Source organism: Bacillus sp. M6-12, from assembly GCF_002860285.1.
Taxonomy (GTDB): domain Bacteria; phylum Bacillota; class Bacilli; order Bacillales; family DSM-1321; genus Peribacillus.
The window spans coordinates 512,222-530,390 of record NZ_PGVF01000001.1; the positions used below are offsets into that span (position 1 = coordinate 512,222).

General features: G+C 32.6%; 28 protein-coding genes. 5 read left to right on the plus strand and 23 right to left on the minus strand.

Going from position 1 to position 18,169, the window contains the following annotated elements; all coding sequences use genetic code 11:
- Positions 1-2: 2 nt before the first annotated feature.
- The 9 genes from CVD28_RS03730 to CVD28_RS03770 all read right to left on the minus strand — a co-directional run bounded on the left by CVD28_RS03730 (position 3) and on the right by CVD28_RS03770 (position 7,278).
- Positions 3-842 carry a hypothetical protein gene (locus CVD28_RS03730; RefSeq protein ID WP_101591016.1) on the minus strand — a complete coding sequence of 280 codons (840 nt, stop codon included), beginning with the start codon at positions 840-842 and terminating at the stop codon, positions 3-5.
- 52 nt (positions 843-894) lie between these two features.
- Positions 895-1,185 carry a hypothetical protein gene (locus CVD28_RS03735; RefSeq protein ID WP_101591017.1) on the minus strand — a complete coding sequence of 97 codons (291 nt, stop codon included), beginning with the start codon at positions 1,183-1,185 and terminating at the stop codon, positions 895-897.
- The gene (locus CVD28_RS03740; protein WP_101591018.1) at positions 1,137-1,517 is read right to left on the minus strand and encodes a hypothetical protein; all 381 of its coding nucleotides are present in this window, start codon (positions 1,515-1,517) and stop codon (positions 1,137-1,139) included. The genes CVD28_RS03735 and CVD28_RS03740 overlap by 49 nt, the downstream gene beginning before the upstream one ends.
- A 135-nt stretch (positions 1,518-1,652) precedes the next feature.
- Positions 1,653-2,333, minus strand: a complete 681-nt coding sequence (locus tag CVD28_RS03745) for an isochorismatase family cysteine hydrolase (RefSeq protein WP_101591019.1) — start codon at positions 2,331-2,333, stop codon at positions 1,653-1,655.
- A 14-nt stretch (positions 2,334-2,347) separates the two neighbouring features.
- Positions 2,348-2,566 carry a hypothetical protein gene (locus CVD28_RS03750; protein WP_101591020.1) on the minus strand — a complete coding sequence of 73 codons (219 nt, stop codon included), beginning with the start codon at positions 2,564-2,566 and terminating at the stop codon, positions 2,348-2,350.
- Entirely contained in the window at positions 2,563-3,069 is a 507-nt protein-coding gene (locus CVD28_RS03755; RefSeq protein WP_101591021.1) for a hypothetical protein, read from the minus strand. Before CVD28_RS03755 ends, CVD28_RS03750 begins: the two co-directional genes overlap by 4 nt.
- Positions 3,070-3,088: 19 nt before the next feature.
- Positions 3,089-3,646, minus strand: a complete 558-nt coding sequence (locus CVD28_RS03760; protein WP_101591022.1) for a hypothetical protein — start codon at positions 3,644-3,646, stop codon at positions 3,089-3,091.
- Between the two features lie 17 nt (positions 3,647-3,663).
- Positions 3,664-4,611, minus strand: a complete 948-nt coding sequence (locus CVD28_RS03765) for an NUDIX hydrolase (protein WP_101591244.1) — start codon at positions 4,609-4,611, stop codon at positions 3,664-3,666.
- A gap of 192 nt (positions 4,612-4,803) precedes the next feature.
- Complete coding sequence (locus CVD28_RS03770; RefSeq protein ID WP_101591023.1) at positions 4,804-7,278, minus strand: EAL domain-containing protein; 2,475 nt, start codon at positions 7,276-7,278, stop codon at positions 4,804-4,806.
- A 285-nt stretch (positions 7,279-7,563) separates the two neighbouring features.
- Here CVD28_RS03770 and CVD28_RS03775 point away from each other — a divergent pair, with 285 nt between their 5' ends.
- The 3 genes from CVD28_RS03775 to CVD28_RS03785 are packed head-to-tail and all read left to right on the plus strand — an operon-like array spanning position 7,564 to position 8,573.
- Positions 7,564-8,037, plus strand: a complete 474-nt coding sequence (locus CVD28_RS03775; protein ID WP_101591024.1) for a hypothetical protein — start codon at positions 7,564-7,566, stop codon at positions 8,035-8,037.
- 14 nt (positions 8,038-8,051) lie between these two features.
- Positions 8,052-8,321: a hypothetical protein gene (locus CVD28_RS03780; RefSeq protein WP_101591025.1), complete on the plus strand. Its 270-nt coding sequence runs from the start codon at positions 8,052-8,054 to the stop codon at positions 8,319-8,321.
- A 36-nt stretch (positions 8,322-8,357) separates the two neighbouring features.
- Positions 8,358-8,573, plus strand: a complete 216-nt coding sequence (locus tag CVD28_RS03785) for a hypothetical protein (RefSeq protein ID WP_101591026.1) — start codon at positions 8,358-8,360, stop codon at positions 8,571-8,573.
- A gap of 56 nt (positions 8,574-8,629) precedes the next feature.
- On the opposite strand, the gene CVD28_RS03790 is transcribed toward CVD28_RS03785, so the two are convergent.
- The 7 genes from CVD28_RS03790 to CVD28_RS03820 form a co-directional block, all read right to left on the minus strand.
- The gene (locus CVD28_RS03790) at positions 8,630-9,022 is read right to left on the minus strand and encodes a hypothetical protein (protein WP_101591027.1); all 393 of its coding nucleotides are present in this window, start codon (positions 9,020-9,022) and stop codon (positions 8,630-8,632) included.
- 97 nt (positions 9,023-9,119) lie between these two features.
- Entirely contained in the window at positions 9,120-10,196 is a 1,077-nt protein-coding gene (locus CVD28_RS03795) for a hypothetical protein (RefSeq protein WP_101591028.1), read from the minus strand.
- Between the two features lie 15 nt (positions 10,197-10,211).
- Positions 10,212-10,421, minus strand: a complete 210-nt coding sequence (locus tag CVD28_RS03800; RefSeq protein WP_101591029.1) for a hypothetical protein — start codon at positions 10,419-10,421, stop codon at positions 10,212-10,214.
- 735 nt (positions 10,422-11,156) lie between these two features.
- The gene (locus CVD28_RS03805; protein ID WP_101591030.1) at positions 11,157-11,363 is read right to left on the minus strand and encodes a hypothetical protein; all 207 of its coding nucleotides are present in this window, start codon (positions 11,361-11,363) and stop codon (positions 11,157-11,159) included.
- Positions 11,364-11,575: 212 nt separating this feature from the next.
- Positions 11,576-11,788, minus strand: coding sequence for a hypothetical protein (locus CVD28_RS03810; protein ID WP_101591031.1), 213 nt, complete (start codon positions 11,786-11,788; stop codon positions 11,576-11,578).
- A gap of 45 nt (positions 11,789-11,833) precedes the next feature.
- Positions 11,834-12,079, minus strand: a complete 246-nt coding sequence (locus tag CVD28_RS03815; protein WP_101591032.1) for a hypothetical protein — start codon at positions 12,077-12,079, stop codon at positions 11,834-11,836.
- 9 nt (positions 12,080-12,088) lie between these two features.
- A complete protein-coding gene (locus CVD28_RS03820) occupies positions 12,089-12,472 on the minus strand; it encodes a hypothetical protein (RefSeq protein WP_101591033.1) in 384 nt (127 codons plus the stop codon).
- Between the two features lie 176 nt (positions 12,473-12,648).
- On the opposite strand from CVD28_RS03820, the gene CVD28_RS03825 reads away from it, so the two are divergent.
- Positions 12,649-13,329: a hypothetical protein gene (locus CVD28_RS03825; RefSeq protein ID WP_101591034.1), complete on the plus strand. Its 681-nt coding sequence runs from the start codon at positions 12,649-12,651 to the stop codon at positions 13,327-13,329.
- A gap of 101 nt (positions 13,330-13,430) precedes the next feature.
- Here CVD28_RS03825 and CVD28_RS03830 read toward each other — a convergent pair whose 3' ends face one another.
- The 7 genes from CVD28_RS03830 to CVD28_RS03855 form a co-directional block, all read right to left on the minus strand.
- Positions 13,431-13,853, minus strand: coding sequence for a deoxycytidylate deaminase (locus tag CVD28_RS03830; protein WP_101591035.1), 423 nt, complete (start codon positions 13,851-13,853; stop codon positions 13,431-13,433).
- Positions 13,854-13,897: 44 nt separating this feature from the next.
- A complete protein-coding gene (locus tag CVD28_RS29165; protein WP_142384724.1) occupies positions 13,898-14,083 on the minus strand; it encodes a DUF308 domain-containing protein in 186 nt (61 codons plus the stop codon).
- Positions 14,084-14,216: 133 nt separating this feature from the next.
- Positions 14,217-14,744: a hypothetical protein gene (locus CVD28_RS03835; RefSeq protein WP_101591036.1), complete on the minus strand. Its 528-nt coding sequence runs from the start codon at positions 14,742-14,744 to the stop codon at positions 14,217-14,219.
- A 52-nt stretch (positions 14,745-14,796) separates the two neighbouring features.
- Entirely contained in the window at positions 14,797-15,465 is a 669-nt protein-coding gene (locus CVD28_RS03840; RefSeq protein ID WP_101591037.1) for a hypothetical protein, read from the minus strand.
- 50 nt (positions 15,466-15,515) lie between these two features.
- Entirely contained in the window at positions 15,516-16,214 is a 699-nt protein-coding gene (locus CVD28_RS03845; RefSeq protein WP_101591038.1) for a hypothetical protein, read from the minus strand.
- A gap of 11 nt (positions 16,215-16,225) precedes the next feature.
- Positions 16,226-16,801 carry a class I SAM-dependent methyltransferase gene (locus CVD28_RS03850; RefSeq protein WP_101591039.1) on the minus strand — a complete coding sequence of 192 codons (576 nt, stop codon included), beginning with the start codon at positions 16,799-16,801 and terminating at the stop codon, positions 16,226-16,228.
- A gap of 50 nt (positions 16,802-16,851) precedes the next feature.
- Complete coding sequence (locus tag CVD28_RS03855) at positions 16,852-17,346, minus strand: protease complex subunit PrcB family protein (RefSeq protein ID WP_180953905.1); 495 nt, start codon at positions 17,344-17,346, stop codon at positions 16,852-16,854.
- Between the two features lie 182 nt (positions 17,347-17,528).
- Between CVD28_RS03855 and CVD28_RS03860 the strand changes: the two genes are divergently transcribed.
- Positions 17,529-18,128 (plus strand): hypothetical protein, encoded by a 600-nt coding sequence (locus CVD28_RS03860; protein ID WP_101591041.1) that lies wholly within the window; start codon positions 17,529-17,531, stop codon positions 18,126-18,128.
- Positions 18,129-18,169: the final 41 nt, after the last annotated feature.

An 18,169-nucleotide genomic window follows, 5' to 3' on the forward strand; every position in this document is an offset into this window, starting at 1 on the left:
TTTTAATCTCTAAAAGGAATAGCTTCTGGATTTGTTACAGTACCTAACCGAATTGCAAATTGTCGTTCACTATCATAGTCTTTTCTTACAAATTCAGTAATAATATTGTCTTTAGGAATATCTTTCATCATAAATGTCAGATTGGCAGGGTCATCTTCCAACCTAAACAAATCTTCTAAAGACAACTTCCCTTTTCCTTTTCCTTGTGACCATTTCTCCAAATCACGCATGTATAGACTTTTTTCCTCAATAAAATTCTTTCTAAATAGATTTATATTCACTAACAACGTGAAAGATACAATATCCTTCCGCTCAATTTTTCCCATATAAGCTACTGTTGCATATTGATTTAGACATTCTTCATATGAAACTTCTAATTCCGTTTTGTGTTTTTTTATGGCTGTTTTAATACGATTTTTTATATAGGTAGAATGAAAAAAATCTTCATCAATTATCAATTTATTTTCTGGAACTCTCACTTCTACATAGCAAGGAATATTGTATATATCTCGATTATCTTCTGTTTCTTCCATTCGGTAATTCATATAAGTTTGAAAGGCATACCAGTAATGCCACTTTCTTGTTAAATAAACCAAGTGCTCATTTGATTTTAATTCTCCTTCAAAATTATTGATACCTGTAATATGGCTTGGAACTAAACCTGATAAAAGAATTGTATTTAATCGTTTTAGATTTGTTCCATGAAATAAGGTTACGTATCCATTGTTATTATTATCGGATTCATTTGTATCTACCATATATCGAACCATTTCATGATATTGTTCTTTTAACTGGTCTGTAATTTCCTTACTAAAATCAATTTTAGTTAAATCAAATTTCATTTTATCACTCTTTTCTTATCGCTTTGATAATTTTATGATACTTACCTTTTCACTACTCCATTATTTCTTGTCTCATTTTTTCACGTAACCAATCCGTTTTATCTATATAGTATTTTTCTTTAACCAAGTCATCTAATACCAGCAAATCTGCTTTTTCTTTCAATGTTAATCCAAACTCTTCCTCAACTTTTTCTTTAATCCATTCCGTTCGATTGACGTATCCACTTACTTCATCAAACCGATTTAAAAGGGATTGATATATCCAAGCAAAATGGGTATCAAATAACTTGATTTTTACTTTTTTGCTGGAAGAAAATCCTCCATTGCTTCTCTTGTTCCGCAATCACTACAAATTTCTGTTTCATTATCTTTCCTGCTTAATGAACCCATTCCCTGATATGTTGCACCGCATAAAGGGCATGTATTTTCTCCGACAATTGCCCGAAATAATAGCATAGGTGTATAAATAATTCTTCCTTCTTTTAACTGCTCGATAACTGCTTCTTCTTCAAACATTTCAATCGGGTGGTCTTTATCCTTTGTCATTTGAATCACATCTCTTGTCACTTCGCATTGTTGTAATATAAAGTCTAAAGTACAGTCTACCCAACCTTCTTTCGGGTCTTTTGGAGCTAAATCTCCTCTTCCTTTTCTTTGCACGATTAAATTTTCCATATGTATCCCTCATTTCGATTTTATGCACCTATATGGGTGCATTGTTTCCTTTATATTATCTTTTCATACATGAATTGTAAAGAAAATAACAAAAAAGCCTTGAAATAAATCAAGGCTTTAAGGGAAAGGTGTTATTTATCGAATATCTCCTGCCAAATCAATTCCGTTTGCTCTCATGTTGTAAAAGGCAAAGACATTCATTAGTTCGGCATGATGGTTTGTTGCATCCAAATGGAAAGTTTCTACTCCCTTTACAGGCACAATCACATGACCAATGGTATCCCATTCATTTAAATAGGCTTTCAGAGTAAGAGAGAATTGAAGTACACATAAGTCAGTACAATCACCGAAGATAACAAAGTTTCTTATTTTTGGATGTTTTCCTAACCACTCTGCAAACCCTTTTGTTACAAATCCATTAGTAGAGTTTTTCGGAATAACTTCTCCCAAATCTTTTACAAAAGGTTGAAGCTCTTCAATGACTTCACTTTCTTTACTTCCTTTCAAGCAGTGAGCAGGATAATTTCCGAACTCAATAGATTTTTCATTGTGTTCATCCGCAAAGAACACTTTGTTATATCCCTCAAATAGAGATAGTTTCTCAACCAGATAAGGAATAATTCCTTCCACACGATTAGAAGCTAATGCTCCTTCTTTTGCAAATCCATTAATCATATCAATAACAATAACTGCAGTATCCTCTTTACTTAAATCCTCTACTTTCAATACAGGCAGATTTTCTAAAGAATCCACGATTTTATCCAATGTTTTTGTTCCCTCTTTTAAAAATTTACGTTTGTTTTCTACAATACTCATAATTTAATTCCTCCTCATTCTTTATATTTGGGTTTTGATAATTCTTTGCAACGATTAAAAAATTCTTGATTGTACATTGTTCCTTTGTATTCCATCTGCAGATAAGACACTGCTTTTTCTACTGCCTCTGTTTCAAATGGATGTGGAAAATCTTCATCCTTGTTGACATAGGCAAATAGTAAGTCTGCTACTAATTGAGGAATATCTTCTGTTTTTACTGGTTCATTACTCATATTTCACTGACCTCTTTCCTTTTGTTTTGCCTTTCTCTATACAGCCAAAAAGGAAGTTGTATCAGACCAAAAATGATATTAAATGTCCATTCTCTAAATCCTCTTGCATTGATAAAGAATGGAAATAAGTCTCCATATTCCTTCCATTCAGGAATAATCCGTTGTTGGACTTTAAATAGACCTGTTTGCTCTAATTCATAAAGTCTCCAACCGAATGTTACTCGGTCATAAAAAAGGAGTTCCATTTCATTTTCTAATTCATTCATAACAAATCCGATAGAGAATCTATCATCGTTTGACCATTTCCATTTGCTTAAATCAACCTTTTTGGACTTTGGATAACGAATGACAATATAGTTTCGATTTTCAAGGAGATTTCCTTCACCGTCTGTCCATTCAATATGGTCTTTACGGACTTCCCTGGTAATCTTTACATCTTTATTGTGACGAATGATTACGGTTCGTTTATCTATGCTTTCGTCAAAGATTAAAGTTGTCTTCAAGGCTTAACACCCTCCCTTCTTATCCTAATAATTTTGATTGAAACGATTTCCACTTCTCCTCTATTTCAGCATCCGTCTCCCCTCTGAAACGAACAGTTAAAGAAGGTTTGAAGTAAGCCTGACTTTCCTGACAAGGTAGTTCCAATTCATCACAAATCTTTTTTATCAAAGAAAGATGTTCTCCACCATTATTCAAAAAGGAAAGATATCCAGAAAGTCTGTCACTTTTTGTTTTTGGGTGTTCCTTCATTAATCCTGAACAAGATGCTAATGTTTCGTATCCTTCTTTATTTAATTTTTGAATGAAAGGGGCAATAGATAGGTCGATTAATCCGATACCTTCAACCTCTACTGATTCTCCTTCTTGGTCAGCAACTCCTAACATAAACTTCATTGTTTCCAATATTTCAGGAGTGACAGTTGGCTTTATCCATTCCAAAAAGATGTCTATATCTTCCATTGAGGTAAACATGTCAAGTATGTTTCCTTCATTCTTGTTTCGGTTCTCCAACTTTTTAATAAATTCTTTGGCATAAGGAGTATCTAAAATAGATACCCCTGTATTTTTTTTACTCATTTGTCTCACAGCCTTTCTTAAAAGGAGCTTAACACCCATTCTGGATTGAACGTAAATAATTTGGAAGGTCGGTAGGCTGAATCTCCCTTAACTTTATCTGTTTCAATAACCATTGGAAGAATTTTTCTTCTGAAATTTGCTTTTAACAATTCACGACCAAGAATCGTTTCATAAACCATTTGAAGTTCTGTTAAAGTAAAATATTCAGGCATTAAGTGAAAAGCAATCGGAGTGTATTCCAATTTATTCTGCAATCTGTCCAATCCGTAATTGATAATTTTAATATGGTCAAATGCCAAATTATCAGTGTTAATGACCGAATGGATAACCTTCGTTTCCGTTTTAGAAATAGCTCTATCCATAATGGTTTCTTCGAGCAATGTATAGATAATACGGTCTTCACCGTCATCACTCACCAGTTGAATATCAATCTTTTTAGAGATTTTCACTTTTCCGTCAACTTGCTCTCTTGTTACATCCAATACATTTCTTTTAATAGAGAACCATTTAGCTTCTTCTGCATCGTCTCCTGCTTTTACATTGAGCTTGGAGCTATCTACTAATGCCATATAAGAAGTGCTTACAACTCTCATTCGTGGGTCACGATTTACGTCTCCCCATGTATAAAGTTGCTCCATATAGATATTCTCTACATTGGTTTCTTCTTTTAGCTCACGTTCAGCAGTAACTTCCAAATCCTCTTTCATATTCATGAATCCACCAGGTATCGCCCATTTCCCGATAAACGGATGGTCTTTCCTCTTAATCAAGAGAACCTTTAGTTCCTTTTCAGGTAATTTGCGGTTGTTCTTTTTTGCTTGTTTATCTGCTACGGTAAAAATCAACATATCGGTTGTAACAGATGGCTTTTCATACTTGTCTTTTTCTTCTTTTTTGTACCATTCGATAAACTCTACTTCTGTCATACCTTTTTCATTTATTAATTCAGCTTGACCGTTTACCATTTTAATTCGTTCCACTTTTGCTCCCTACTTTCTTTATTGGTTTCTATATTTATCTATCTGATTGTTTTATTATATACATATTATCCTTTAGATATTATCATTGTAATACTAAGTATGTCAGAAGTCAAGCTTGAATCGTTTTTATATAAAAAAAGAGTTCCCATGTCTTTATGGAAACTCATTTAACCATTTTTATTCTTCCCCAAAAATTTTATAATTGTTACGACCATTTTCTTTTGCTTGATATAAGGCTATGTCTGCACTTTTTATTAAAGCACGTCTGGTTGTTCCGTTGATAGGGTAAAAGGATATTCCAATACTTGAAGTGACAGGAAAAACATAGTCTTCAACATGAAAAGGTGTTTGGAAACATTCTAAAATACGATTAGCAATATTTATAGCATCTTCTTGACTATGAAGATTAGGCAGAAGGACAACAAATTCATCACCGCCCTGTCGTGAAAGAATATCATCTTCACGAATACAGTTTTTAATTCTATTCGCAAACTCTTTTAAGAGCTTGTCTCCAATATCGTGACCATAACTGTCATTTATTTTTTTAAAATTATCCAAATCCATAAAAAATATCGCCAATATCCTGTCATGAGATTCCGCTTCATGTATTTTTTGTTCCAAAATCTCATTGAATAATCTTCTGTTTGGGACACCAGTTAATGTATCATGATAGGCTAAATAAGTTAATTTTTGTTCATACATTTTTCTTTCTGTAATTTCTCTTGATATAAATAGATAATGAACAAATTTTTCTTTTTCATCAAATATGGGTGTAGCTTTTGCTTCTAACCAAACCCATTCATTATTTATGTCTTTAAAACTAAATTCAAATATTTTTTCTCTTTTCGTGAGTTTCATATCTTCCATTATCTTCTTAACCATAAATATATCTTCTTTATAAACCCATTTTGCAACACTATTCCCTTCATAGGCTGTAGACGGATAACCTAATATCGACACATGTGATGGAGAAGCATACTTGAAAATACCATCCTTATCAATTAAGCACACAAGGTCTGACATGTTTTCTGCTATTAATCTATATCTTTCTTCGCTTTCTTGAAGAGCTTTTTGTGCTTGTTTGCTTTTGGTTAAATCATGGATTATCATTAAATATGAAGGTTTTCCATTATAATTCATGGAAATGCCTGTTACTTCTACATCAATCACTTTTCCATCCATTCGTATGACTTTTTCTTCTGTTGGTACAATCTTTAAACCTGGTTCATCTAACTTACGAATTCGTTCTTCAACCAATTCAATATATTCAGGTGTAGAAAAATCAAGGATAGGCTTCCCTATCAAATCTTCAATGGATGATGCACCCAAAAGCTCAACAGAAGCAGGATTAGCATATTTAATAATACCCTTACGATGGACTATGGTGGCTTCTGGTGACAATTCAACCATTAATCGGTGTTGATTCTCACTTTCTCTAACTTCCTCTTCTATCTTTTTCCTATCGGTAATATCAACTGCCGAACCAATGACTTCTACAATCTCTCCACCTCTTTTTATATAACGTAACTTTGCAAGATAAAAAATACCATTTATAATTCCTTCATACGTTACATATTTTTCTCCATTCCATGCTCTATCATAATGGTAGAATTTATTCAACGCCTCTTCATAGGGGAGAAAATCGAAGAGTTCTTTTCCAATAACAGATTCAGGAGTAAGTCCCATTCGATACAATAATTCTCCATTACATAGGGTATGAATATATTTGCCATCTTTTTTAATGTATTTAAAAATCATCCCTTGTTGCTGTCTAATGGTATCAAGCAGTTCTTGTCGAGTATTTTCTAATTCTCTCTCTAACCACTTTTCTCTACTTAGCTCTTGAGGAATTCCTACTGCTTTCATAATCTTCTCAATATCATAGAAGTCTTGTTCAAATACCTCTGCCCTAATCGGTTTGCTAAAAAGATATCCTTGAACTTGATTGCAAAGATTCTCTTGAAGAAAAATGAGTTGTTCTTTTGTCTCTACTCCTTCAGCAATCACTTTCATCTTTAATTGTTGAGCCATACCGATAATGGTTTTAACTATGGTTGCATCCTTTATATCTCCTGTACAATTCCGTATAAAGGATTGGTCTATTTTAATCATATCAATTGGGAATTCTTTTAAATGACGCAAAGAACTATATCCTGTTCCGAAATCATCTAAGTGAAACTTGATGCCCTTATTCTTTAATTCTTTTATAATGGGTAATACATAATCGGTATCCGCTATCATGCTCTCTGTTATTTCAAGCTCTAAGCATTCTGCAGAAAGGTTTGTTTCGAGCAAAATCCCCTCAATGACTTTAACCAAATTAGGTTGATACAATTGTCGTACCGATAAATTTACTGCTACAGGAAAATTGGGAAGACCATTGGATTGCCATACCTTGATTTGTTTACAGGCTGTTCTCAATACCCATTCTCCAATAGATACAATAATCCCTGATTTTTCTGCATAAGGAATAAATTCTAATGGTGAAATCCATCCTGCCTCTGGTTTATTCCATCTTATAAGAGCTTCTACCCCCATTATTCTTCCTGAAACCAAATTTACTTTTGGTTGATAGTGCAGTTGAAACTCTTCATTATCTAAAGCCTTTAGAATATCTTTATACAATTTTAATTCCGAAGTTGGATTCTCCAATTTTACACACCTCTTAACAAGTATATCGTGTTGTTCTTTTGACTAATTTACACTACTTATAAAATATCGACAATATACAATAATAATTTACTTCTTAATTGCGATTGTTTCCAAACTACAATAAAAATATAAGTTTTTGAAAGGATTCCCTTTTATAAAGATTTGTAAACTCTCATTTGCATTAATAGACATAGTGGCTTTATTAAACAAGAACATCCTACGTATAATAAGATGTTTCAAACAAAACAGGTGATTTTACTATTACATAGTGCAGGAGGTTTATTTATGAACGACATGAAAGTGGCAGAAAACATTGCAAACCTTGGAATGATGGCTGGTAGTTTATTTACGGAGGGAATGATTGAATTTGACGATTCCAAAGAATTAATGCAGACCATCATTGAATTGGGTAGTGTCTTTGAGGAGAAATTCGGAAAAATTGTGGAGGAAGAAGAAGATTACATTGGATATATCGATGCTTTTGCACAAAAAGAACTTCTGAAGAGATATAGTGTAAAGGAACTCGTATTAATGGGAATCCATCATACTCAAAAAGACGAATCTATGACTGGTGCGAATTTCTTTCTTGGTAATGAGAGCGGAATTGAATCCATTGTGGATGGAAATGTCGCTGTTCTTTATTTGGAGTTAAAAGAGGCTTGTTCTCTTCTCTTGAAAAAAGAAGGATATGAAATCGTGGATAGTTTCATTTATTACGAAGACCAGGTACTTTCATTTGAAATTAAAAAAATGGCATAAGGGAGAAAACAGACATGAAAAAAGGATTAGTAGGAATTTTATTGGTATCTATTTTGTTGTTGAGCGGTTGTAATCTTGGGGCAAAATCATTTGGTGGAACAGTAACAGTTGATTTACCTGATAATAAAAAACTGGTAAATGTAACATGGAAGGATAGTTCCCTTTGGTATTTAACCAAAGACATGACAGAAGAAGATACGGAAGAAACCTATGAATTTATAGAAAAAAGCAATACTGGTATCAAATCAGGTAAAGTCATTATTAAAGAACATAAAAGTAAATAATGACTTAAACTATACATGATAAGGTGGGACTTAAATATGTTAGAAAAACAATTTGTCCATGAAATGGAAGTTCGTGGATTTCGTGTAGACTGTCCAAGTGGAGAAGACTTAGTTGTGTTAGATAGCAATAATGAGCAATTGGCGAGAGTAAATGCTTTCCTGCCATTCAAAATGAATACGATGAATACTCCTTCAAGTATTGTAACGATAGTTGTAGAGTTTTCCTCGACACCATACCAAAACAGATTTTAACAAAAAAACCACAAGGGATTTTCCTTTGTGGTTTTCTTATGAGCTTTTATTATTTTTTAATGGGTTGCTTGTACCGCTTTCTTCTTCGCTCTTCCTTTTATGCTGGATACGATGGAACGTACCATAAAAATGAAAATAGCCAACAAAGCAATCGCTGAACCAATCATATATTCATATGCAACAGCTTCGATTAATCCAAAATCTATTTCTCCTTTTGGTACATCCGTTATATGTTTTTTGTGGTAGAACCCAAAACATAGTGTAACCAGGATAGCTGATAATCCACGCAACCAGAACGATGGAAGTGAAACGGATTTAAAGAAATAGTATGTTCCAATCAAAATAATCGGAAATGGCAATAGATATAGAATATAAACATGTTCAATCGCTGTTTCTGTTAAAGCGTTCCAATCTATACTGCCTAACCATGCTATCAAAGAATCTATCAACTTATATTCCTCCTTTCCTTTGCCTTCTTATAATCGTATATTGATATTTAAATAGAAAAGAAGGAGAAGCCATTACAAGAACTCCTCCCTTTTTTTATTATTTCTTGTTTTCTTCGGTTGTTTTGTTATCTTCAGTTGCTTTAGTTTCTTCGGTTGTTTTAGTTTCTTCTGTTCCTTTGTTGTCCTCAATCGCTTGTTGAATCGCTTCGTTTACTTTTTTAGTTGCCTTTTCTTCAGTGGCAGAAGCGTCTTCTTGAACATCTTGAGTTTGCGTACCAGTAAGTTCTAACAAGAATACATACAGGTCATCTGTCACTTTGTTGTCAGTTGCTTTTAATTTTTCTAATACTGTTTTTGCATCTTTAGCCAATTGACTATCAGGATGTTTTTTAACTGTATCATTGTAGTGGTCAACAATAGCAGGAAGAACTTTTTTATTTTCATCTACTAAGAAGCTGTTGTTTGTACCAAAGTACACTTGGTAGTAGTAATTTTTGCTGTTTGTCATAGCCTCTTTGTAGAATGATTCAGGGAATTTCTTCATGTTATCTTCTACTTTTAGAATACGACTCACAACAATATTCATATCAAAGCTATTTGCATCTTTATTGAAGAATGGTTTTTCGTTCTCTTCTAAAGAGAATGCTGTCATTGCCTTTAAGTCATCGTTCATATATGAACCGAATGTATCCAGAACGTATTGAACATTTGGTCGAGCTAAATAATCTTGACCTACTTTTTGAACAACAAACAGTTTTTCTTGTGATTCTTTCAAGAATGCTTTTGTTGTTTCATCTTTTACTTTATCCAAATTCTTAGGATTGTTAAAATCAATTTTTTCCTTGTCAAGCTCTGCTAATGGAGTTTGTAATCCTTGAATTTTAGCGTTCATTTCAGGATTGCGTTGGTGCATCACATAAAGAAGACCATCAACCATATTAGATGCTTCTTGCTTAGATAGCTTATCAACATTCTTTTCTACTTCAGCCAAGATAACCGCTGGAGATTCTGGCTTTAATACTTTTTCAGAGAAAGATTTAACAAAAGCAGTCTCTTCCTCTTTCGTAAATTTTTTTACTTCTTCTTTTTTGTCTGCTGTTGAACATCCTGCAACAGAGACCACAGCGACACTGGATAACGCCAATGCCATAATCATTTTACTTTTCTTATTCATGTACAATTTTCACTCCTATTTAAAGTATTTGTTTATTTGTTTAGAAACTTTGTCTGCACCTTTATGTGTCGCCTGGTTAGTAGCTTTTCTTGCTACACGATTAGCGATATGAGAAGGGTCTCCTGTCGCAATGCTTTTACCTAAATGTTCTAAGTCATTAACAGTAGAAGCAATTTTCCCAAGTTTTTTGGTGGCTTTATATAAATCACCTGATAATTTACCCAAGGCTCTTCCTCCTTCCATTATCTATTTTATTATAAAACACTTATAGACTTTAGTCAATGTAGTTTGTTTTATTGTCTATAATAGATTAGTTTGAGGTTATTTATTATTTTCTTATTAAAAAAGAGGAATTTTCACTTTAAAAACGAATAGATGTATAAAATAGGTACAAAAAATACTGTTTATAACAAAAAAATGATAACGAATTCGAGAATATAGTAAAAAATAGTTGACCTTTTCGTTATTCCATGCTATGTTAATTACAAGAACAAGATATAGTACAAATTTAGAGAAGGTAACACAAGATATAGAGAGGTGAAACAGCATGAAAAATCTATTAGTAGATATTAAAGAAAATTGGTTGGCTGACCTGATTTGGGTAGCAAGTGGCATTACAGTCGGCTTTATCATTAAGTTTTTAGTAGAAAATGTTTTTTAATTAGTTGCAATACCATATTAAAAGTTGGCTATAAGATGTAGCCCAGGAGGAATAAGTGATGAATACAATGACAGCGAAATTAATGAAAGACCTACCAGTAGATATGTTGTTTGTTGGATTAGGGTTATTAGCTGGACACTTAGTAAAACTAATGTTCTAATAAAGGATGATTCCAATTGAATAAACAAGGCAAGAAAACGTAAATCCCCACTTCTAATCGAAAGAGATGAATGGGGTTTTTATTTTTGGACAAAAAAATTCCCACGCTGGTCAACCAACATGGGTTTTGTTCCGAAGCATTATCGTATAACCATGACCCGAATTGCTTCTTCGATGACAGAGTTTAAATGCTGTGCAAAATCTTCATCTTCAGTTACCAAGACCGCTACTTCCTCTGCTCTTTGCTTAATTTCTTTTTGAAATTCAGGGCTAAAAGTTTCTGCATACAATCCTTTCTTGCAGTTTTCTTCAACAACTTTTTTGATACCTCTTTGTAATGGGGTCATTATGAAGTATTGCCTCCTTCTATGGTATAATTTGGTAGTGTTTTTCCTCTTTCATTCATTTTAGTTTCCAATCTTTCCATATAATCACTTCAGGATGACTAACCCCTTTTTACCTTATAACGCTTACATTTAGTAAGCAAGTGAATTAAAGAAACACACTGATAAAAATATCAATGTGTCTTAGTGGATACCCTTTTTTAGAGATTGAAATTTCAATCCCCATCTTTTTCGTATTGGTTGATTTCTCTCCAGCCTTTTAGTTCTGCAAAAGAAACTACTTCTTTTTCACCACCTTCAAGTTCTACGTACAGTCCAAAACCTTCTACTTCATCGATTATTTTTGCAGTCGGATTTTCCACATCTGTTTCTTCATTAACTTTATAAAACAAAATTACTTCTTTTCCTTTAAATTCACTTGCTTTCATAGACTAATTCCCCTCTTCCTTTTTTATTCGTAGCTTTTTCTTTCTTTATTTATTTCTTTCATATTGCTCTATCCATTTATCTATGTCTAAATCATCAAGTTCTTCCTCTTTTGCTTCAAGAGGCTTGGCTAACTCTAAATGTTTTTTTGCGACACCTTGAACATATTCTTCATAAGACCGACCTGACAAGTGTTTTCTCACATCTTCTTCGGTGGCTTTTGATAAAATAATCAATGCACGTTTGTAAATGTATAGCAGTTTTTCTATCTCTTTATCTATTTCTTTACTCATTATTTCCTCCTATGCAATGTTTCCCCTTAAAATGTCTAACTCCATTGAAATTGGAACGCTTATGTTCCTTTGGTTCTCAAAGAACCATTCTTTACTTGGAATAACAGTCAAGGTCATTGTCTCCTCTTTGATTGAACCTATATAAAAAATATTCAATAATTCCTCATAAGTACATTCTTTATCTATATATCGAAAAAAATAAAATCCTCTATCTACATTTCCTGTTTTTATATCTTCTGGATTGACATATGACACACCGTTGGGTTGGATATAAATTTCTAAATAATAGCCTTCGTCAAATATAACTTCTACATCTCCCAAGATATTTTCTAATCCTTCTATTAGTTCGTCTCTTGGGATAATATCAGACATCCTTTGGATAGGATAAAACATGTCCTTCACCCTCCCTTTATTATACTTCTATTATATCATACATTTATGTTTTCGGAAATTATTTTTTACAATTAAACTAAGATGGTATTCGTTCAGTTCTCTTTTATGAAACACTTAATAAAAGCATAAAACAATAACAACGAATTTATAAAATCATGAAAGGAGAAATTTTAAATATGAAGAAACAAGCAATTATTGCATTAAGTTTAGTTGCTCCTATTGCCCTTTTAACTGGTTGCGGTCAAAGTGATGTAGAAAAACAAATTCAACCACAAGGAGATACAGGTGAACAACAAACAACTGAGCAAACTGCACCAACTAAAACAGATAAAGGTTCTGGTGAAAAAACGGAAAAAACACAAGAAGAATTAATCATGGAAAAAATGGATATACAGGATGAAACTATCAAAGAATTAAAAGATGAAGTTGAGTATTACCGTACTTTTGTTAAAAACTTCACCTCTACATTCTCTACAGAACAAATGAATGAGTTTATTGAAAAAGAATGGAATTACAAACTCATGATTAGCGGAATTAACTTCCCTAAAGGTGGTATCTTAGAAATGTCTACAGATTCCTTTGATTTAGTTTTGACGGAAGATAGAGTTCCTTATTCTGTTATTCCAGATGAAATGAGTCTTCAAGGAAAAGTAGATGAAGATATTACAGGAGAAATTTCGATTGATACTGAGTTGAAATACAATGAAAAAGAAGATATTGCAGAGAAAAACTCCACTATGACCTATTCTTTCAAAGAAGTACCAGCAGGAACAGTTATCAAATTAGAAGTTTCTGAAGCTCTTCAAAAAGAATTGAAATTAGATACGCCTGATTTAGAAATTCATGTTCAATATTAATAGAAAGAGAGCACTTCTTAGGAAGTGTTCTTTTTTTGTAAAAAATAGTAGATAAAATAAAAAAGTGCCTTTTAAAAAGACACTTTTCATACCGTTTTCTTCTATTTTTCTTCTACTGGATTTAAATAAACAACTTCTATCCAGGGAGCTTCTTCAAAAAAGTCATAATCTGCTTTATATGGCTTGGCATACACTACTTTTTTTATTCCAGAACCAATTACCGCTTTTGCACAATCAATACAAGGTTGAGCAGTCACATAAATAGTTGCTCCTTCCCTTTCCTCTGGTGAGCACTGCATAATGGCATTGACTTCCGCATGAACCGCTCGTTTACAATGGTTGTGAATCATTAAACACCCTACATCTTCACAATGGTCAACTCCTGATGGACTCCCATTATATCCCGTTGCTTTAATTCGCTTATCTTTTACAATAACTGCTCCTACGTGCAATCTTGGACAAGTGCTTCTTTCTTTCACCATCATCGCAATATCCATAAAGTAACTATCCCAATCTTTTCTCATTTTTCTATCTCCTCTCTCTTCTTTAAATAGTGTTTTATATCAAACTAAAATAATAAAAAAACTCCAAACAGCACATAAAAAATGGCTGATAGTACAAAGTATTTTGTGGCATATCTCCATGTTGATTGAGGGGTTAGACTTGCTGATGCCAAATTCATTGCCCCTACTATCAATAAAACTGTTCCAATTACAGCAGAAATGATGCTTAAACTAATTAAGATTTCTTGCAACTCCTTTCACTACGAATAATCTATTTACTTTCTTATATGTAAACTTGACAGAAACCAAAGCATAGTAGAGGTCGGATGAAGAGTGAGAACAAAAAAATACCCACCAATTAAATTGGTAGGCATCTTGATTAAATTATCTTCTTTTCGTAGAAGACTTGGATGTTTTTGTTGTAGACGATTTACTTGAAAATGAACTTGTGCTTTTTTTCGTAGTGCTTTTCTTAATGGTTGTGTCTTTTTTGATAGGTGTTGTCTTTGTTGTTGTCTTTGTTGTTTTCTTAATTGTATTACTTGTTGTGGTTGTTGGCTTTTCTGTTGTTTTCTTAATTGTTGGTGTCGTTTGTTTTTTTACAGTGGACTGTGAGCTTTGTGATTTAGCTTTATTGATTACACCTGTTTTATCTGTCGGTTTATGTTTTGTTTTGTTTTCATGACCTTCAAATTCAATATCACCTTCACAATCGCCATCCAAATCAATTTCCCAATCGGGGTCTTCATCATTATCATAAATAAGACCACCTTGTTCACAAGAAGTAGAGTTCACACTGGCTGATTCAGTCTTTGAATTGAGTCCATTCTTGTTTGATACTGATTTTGTATTTCCACTACATGCAGACAGCAAGAAAACTGCCATTATCAATAATAATCCTAACTTTTTCATAATTGAATTCATTCCTTTTTGCCTATTTTTTTTAGAGATTCAATTCTTCTTATTAAAGAGAACAGTATCCTTTTCTTACCAACTTTTCAACGTGTTGTTCAAATAGTGTTTCGATATCAATGTTATATTTGTATTTCATGTTGTACAGCAAATTGAAACAATCTTGAATAATATGAAATAACTCATAAACATAGTTTCGATTCGATGTTTCTTCATCAATCGTAGCCACTTCACCATTAACGCCTGTAAATTTGCCTAATTGAGCAATCTTACCCATTGAAAGAATAATGGTATTCATCGTAGATTGTAAGCTCATTTCTCTGAAAAATGTTTGAGCAAAATGAACATAGCGACAGTTATCAATGACATAAAAAACCGTATCTTGAAAACTTTCTGGTTGCAAATCACTATATGATTTAAATAGATTTTGGGCATCAATTCCTTTTTTCTCAAATACAAACAATTGAGAAGCACAAACTTGTGCAATATCCATAATTTCTCCCATAACATCATTTAAACGATTTTTATATTCATAGCGAATTCGTTGAACTTCTTCATCGCCTAACAACAGATGATTTGTTGAATGATTTTCCTCATAGACACGCAAATCATCAATCGCTGTATTACATTCAGCAATTTCTTCAACCAACTTACGAAAAGTTGTCTGTTCATTTGGTGTTAAGCAATTAAGTTCTGGAAGTTTCATTACATTTTGATTCAATTTAAATCCCCTCTTTTCTTTGATTCTTTTTTATTCTATGGGAATGTCCCTTATTTATAAGATTTTAAGATTTCTACTTGTGAATCAAATGTAGGGACACCACCTAATATTTCAATTGTGCAATAAGGAACGGATTCAAAGATAGAAATAATATTATGTATCTTTAACTCTCCGTCTTCTACCTTTCGAGCAACAAAGGTTCTTGGAGCTTGTCTCTTAATATTTGCCATATGAAGCTCTTTCACATTAATCCAATGGATTTTCTTTAATGTCTCTACAAATAACTCCTCATTAAATTGGCAGGAGATAAATAATTGAGGTAAATCAATCGTCATATCGTGTTTATGACTGAAATCAATGATTTCTTCTGGTGTTGATAACCATATTTTTTGGTTGCTTCTATTTTCAATAAAGACTGGAACTCCTGTATCTTTTGTTAGTTCATCGCAAAAGAATAAAAACTCCTCAAATGGAACTTTCTTTCTAAAAGTCGGGTGCATTGTAAATCCAATAATTTCAGTTTGCTGACGCAATCCATTGATAATATCTACATAATCAACTAATCGACTTCCGATATTGTTTTCGCTATTTCCTTTTTTCTCCCAATCTCCATGAAGAATAACAGGAAGATTGGTTTTATAAGCAAGGTATCTATCTACGGATTCCTTGGCATTTAACCCACATATATCTAATTGAATGTAATCTGCCTGGTCTGATAACCTTGGTAAACTCATTTGTCCGAATTTCATGGTATTTCCCCCTATTTTTTCTTTGCAATTGCAAAAACGCTATCAGATAACGTCTGTATTTTTTCAATTTCAAATTTATCCTTCAACAAATTTTCGAGTTCCTCTTTTTCGTAAGGTTTTTGAAATGTTTTAATTTCATTCTTTCCAATTACATATCCATCATTATAAGGTTCTTTATACTTGTTTTTTAAAATTCCATTTTTCCCTCTCACCTCTAAAAATAGTTTCCCATTTTCTTTAAGAGATTGATGGATGTTTTCTAACGCTTCTTTCCGTTTTTCTTCTTCTGGAATGACGTTTAAAACAAAACTACATAAGACACTGTTATAATCAGAGTGAGGTTCATAGGTTTCTAAAGTAAAGATATCTTCAAAAGATTCTTTATCTTCTTCTGTAGCCTTTTGTATCTGAAAATCTGTATCCAATACGGAAACATGCAAACCTTTTTCTTTTAAATATTTAGAATTTCGGAATTTTCCAGAACCATAATCCAATATGCGGTCTTCTTTATTCGATTGTCTTTCTAATTCCTTTGCACTTTTAGATACACCTGTTGTAATGGCTGTATTTTCTGGTTGAATTTTCATATTCCTTCTCCCATTTTAAAGAAAATAGGACACATTTAAGTGTCCTAATTCTATTTTCCTTCTTCTGTTTTTTCTTTTTTGTCAGTTTTTACTTCTAAAGGAGCAATTTTACCTTCTACTTTCGCTTCTTTAGACGCAACTCGTAGAACCATATGTGGATTCGTTTCTTTTGTTTCTACTTCAGCATTTTTAGCAGGGGCAAGAACTTCATATTCTACGTTTACATTTACGCCTTCTTGTTTTACTGCATTAAGGCTAATGCCATAACCTGTTGTTTTTTGTTTTCCACCACTAATTAAAACAAAGATTTCTTTATCCGTCTTTTTTGTGTAAAAACCATCTTTGTCTAAATTCTCGTCTAACCATTTGTCCACTTCTTTATCAAGTTGAACACTGTCATCCAGAATTTCATAAGCGATTGGTTCTACTTTTTTGTTTTTATCAACAGTATCTTTTGCGTTATCTTTTGTTCCGTTATAAACAAAGAAAGCCACAAGCAATAACGCTACGACAATTCCTAATCCAATCCATGCTTTATTTTTCAACTTTATTTCCTCCGTTTCAAATAAATAGTTATAGTCTATAAAATATTATAGCATTTCCATTGACAATAATCAACGAGTATTTAATTTTTGGTTTATAGTCAAAAAAATTATGTGTATAATGATATTAGATTTAAAAAATAAGGAAAATGTTTATTTATTTATTTTCAAAAGGAGAGGTACAAATGTATAAACTACCAAAGGTAAAAGAAACTGAAGTTCATATTGAAGACAAACATTCGGATATGAAGGTTGTTGTTAATACAAAAGATGCCAAAGAAGTCATTGTTAATGGAAAGGTAGTATGGAGCTTGTATGACGAACTACCCGATTTTTTACAGACTTATGTAAAAGGTTGTTCTGATTTTATCAAATATGAAAATGAACAATTAACAGTGGATGTATGGATGAAAGAAACAACCACTGCTTGTACTTTTTATATTCCTGATAGAAAACAGAGTAAAATTACTGCCCGATTGGATTTTATTACTTCTCTTAATGATGTTGAGTATGAGTACATTCGCAACAATAACAACATTGATGAAGAAACTGCAGATAAATTGGTTGCTGAATTTAAAGAGTCCTATGAAAAACTTAACCAACTCATTGAATCTTATGGATTTAAACTGGTAAAGTCACATGATTCAGGCGACTTTTTACAAGCATGGTGGGACATTCATTTCTATCGCAAAGAGTGGAATGAGGAAGTCATGACAACAATTTGGAAGGCAATTGCTGATTTTAACAAAAAGCTGGACAATGTATATGACAAATATGGGAGATAATTTTTCCCATAACAAAAGAGCTTATCTTTTTTAGATAGGCT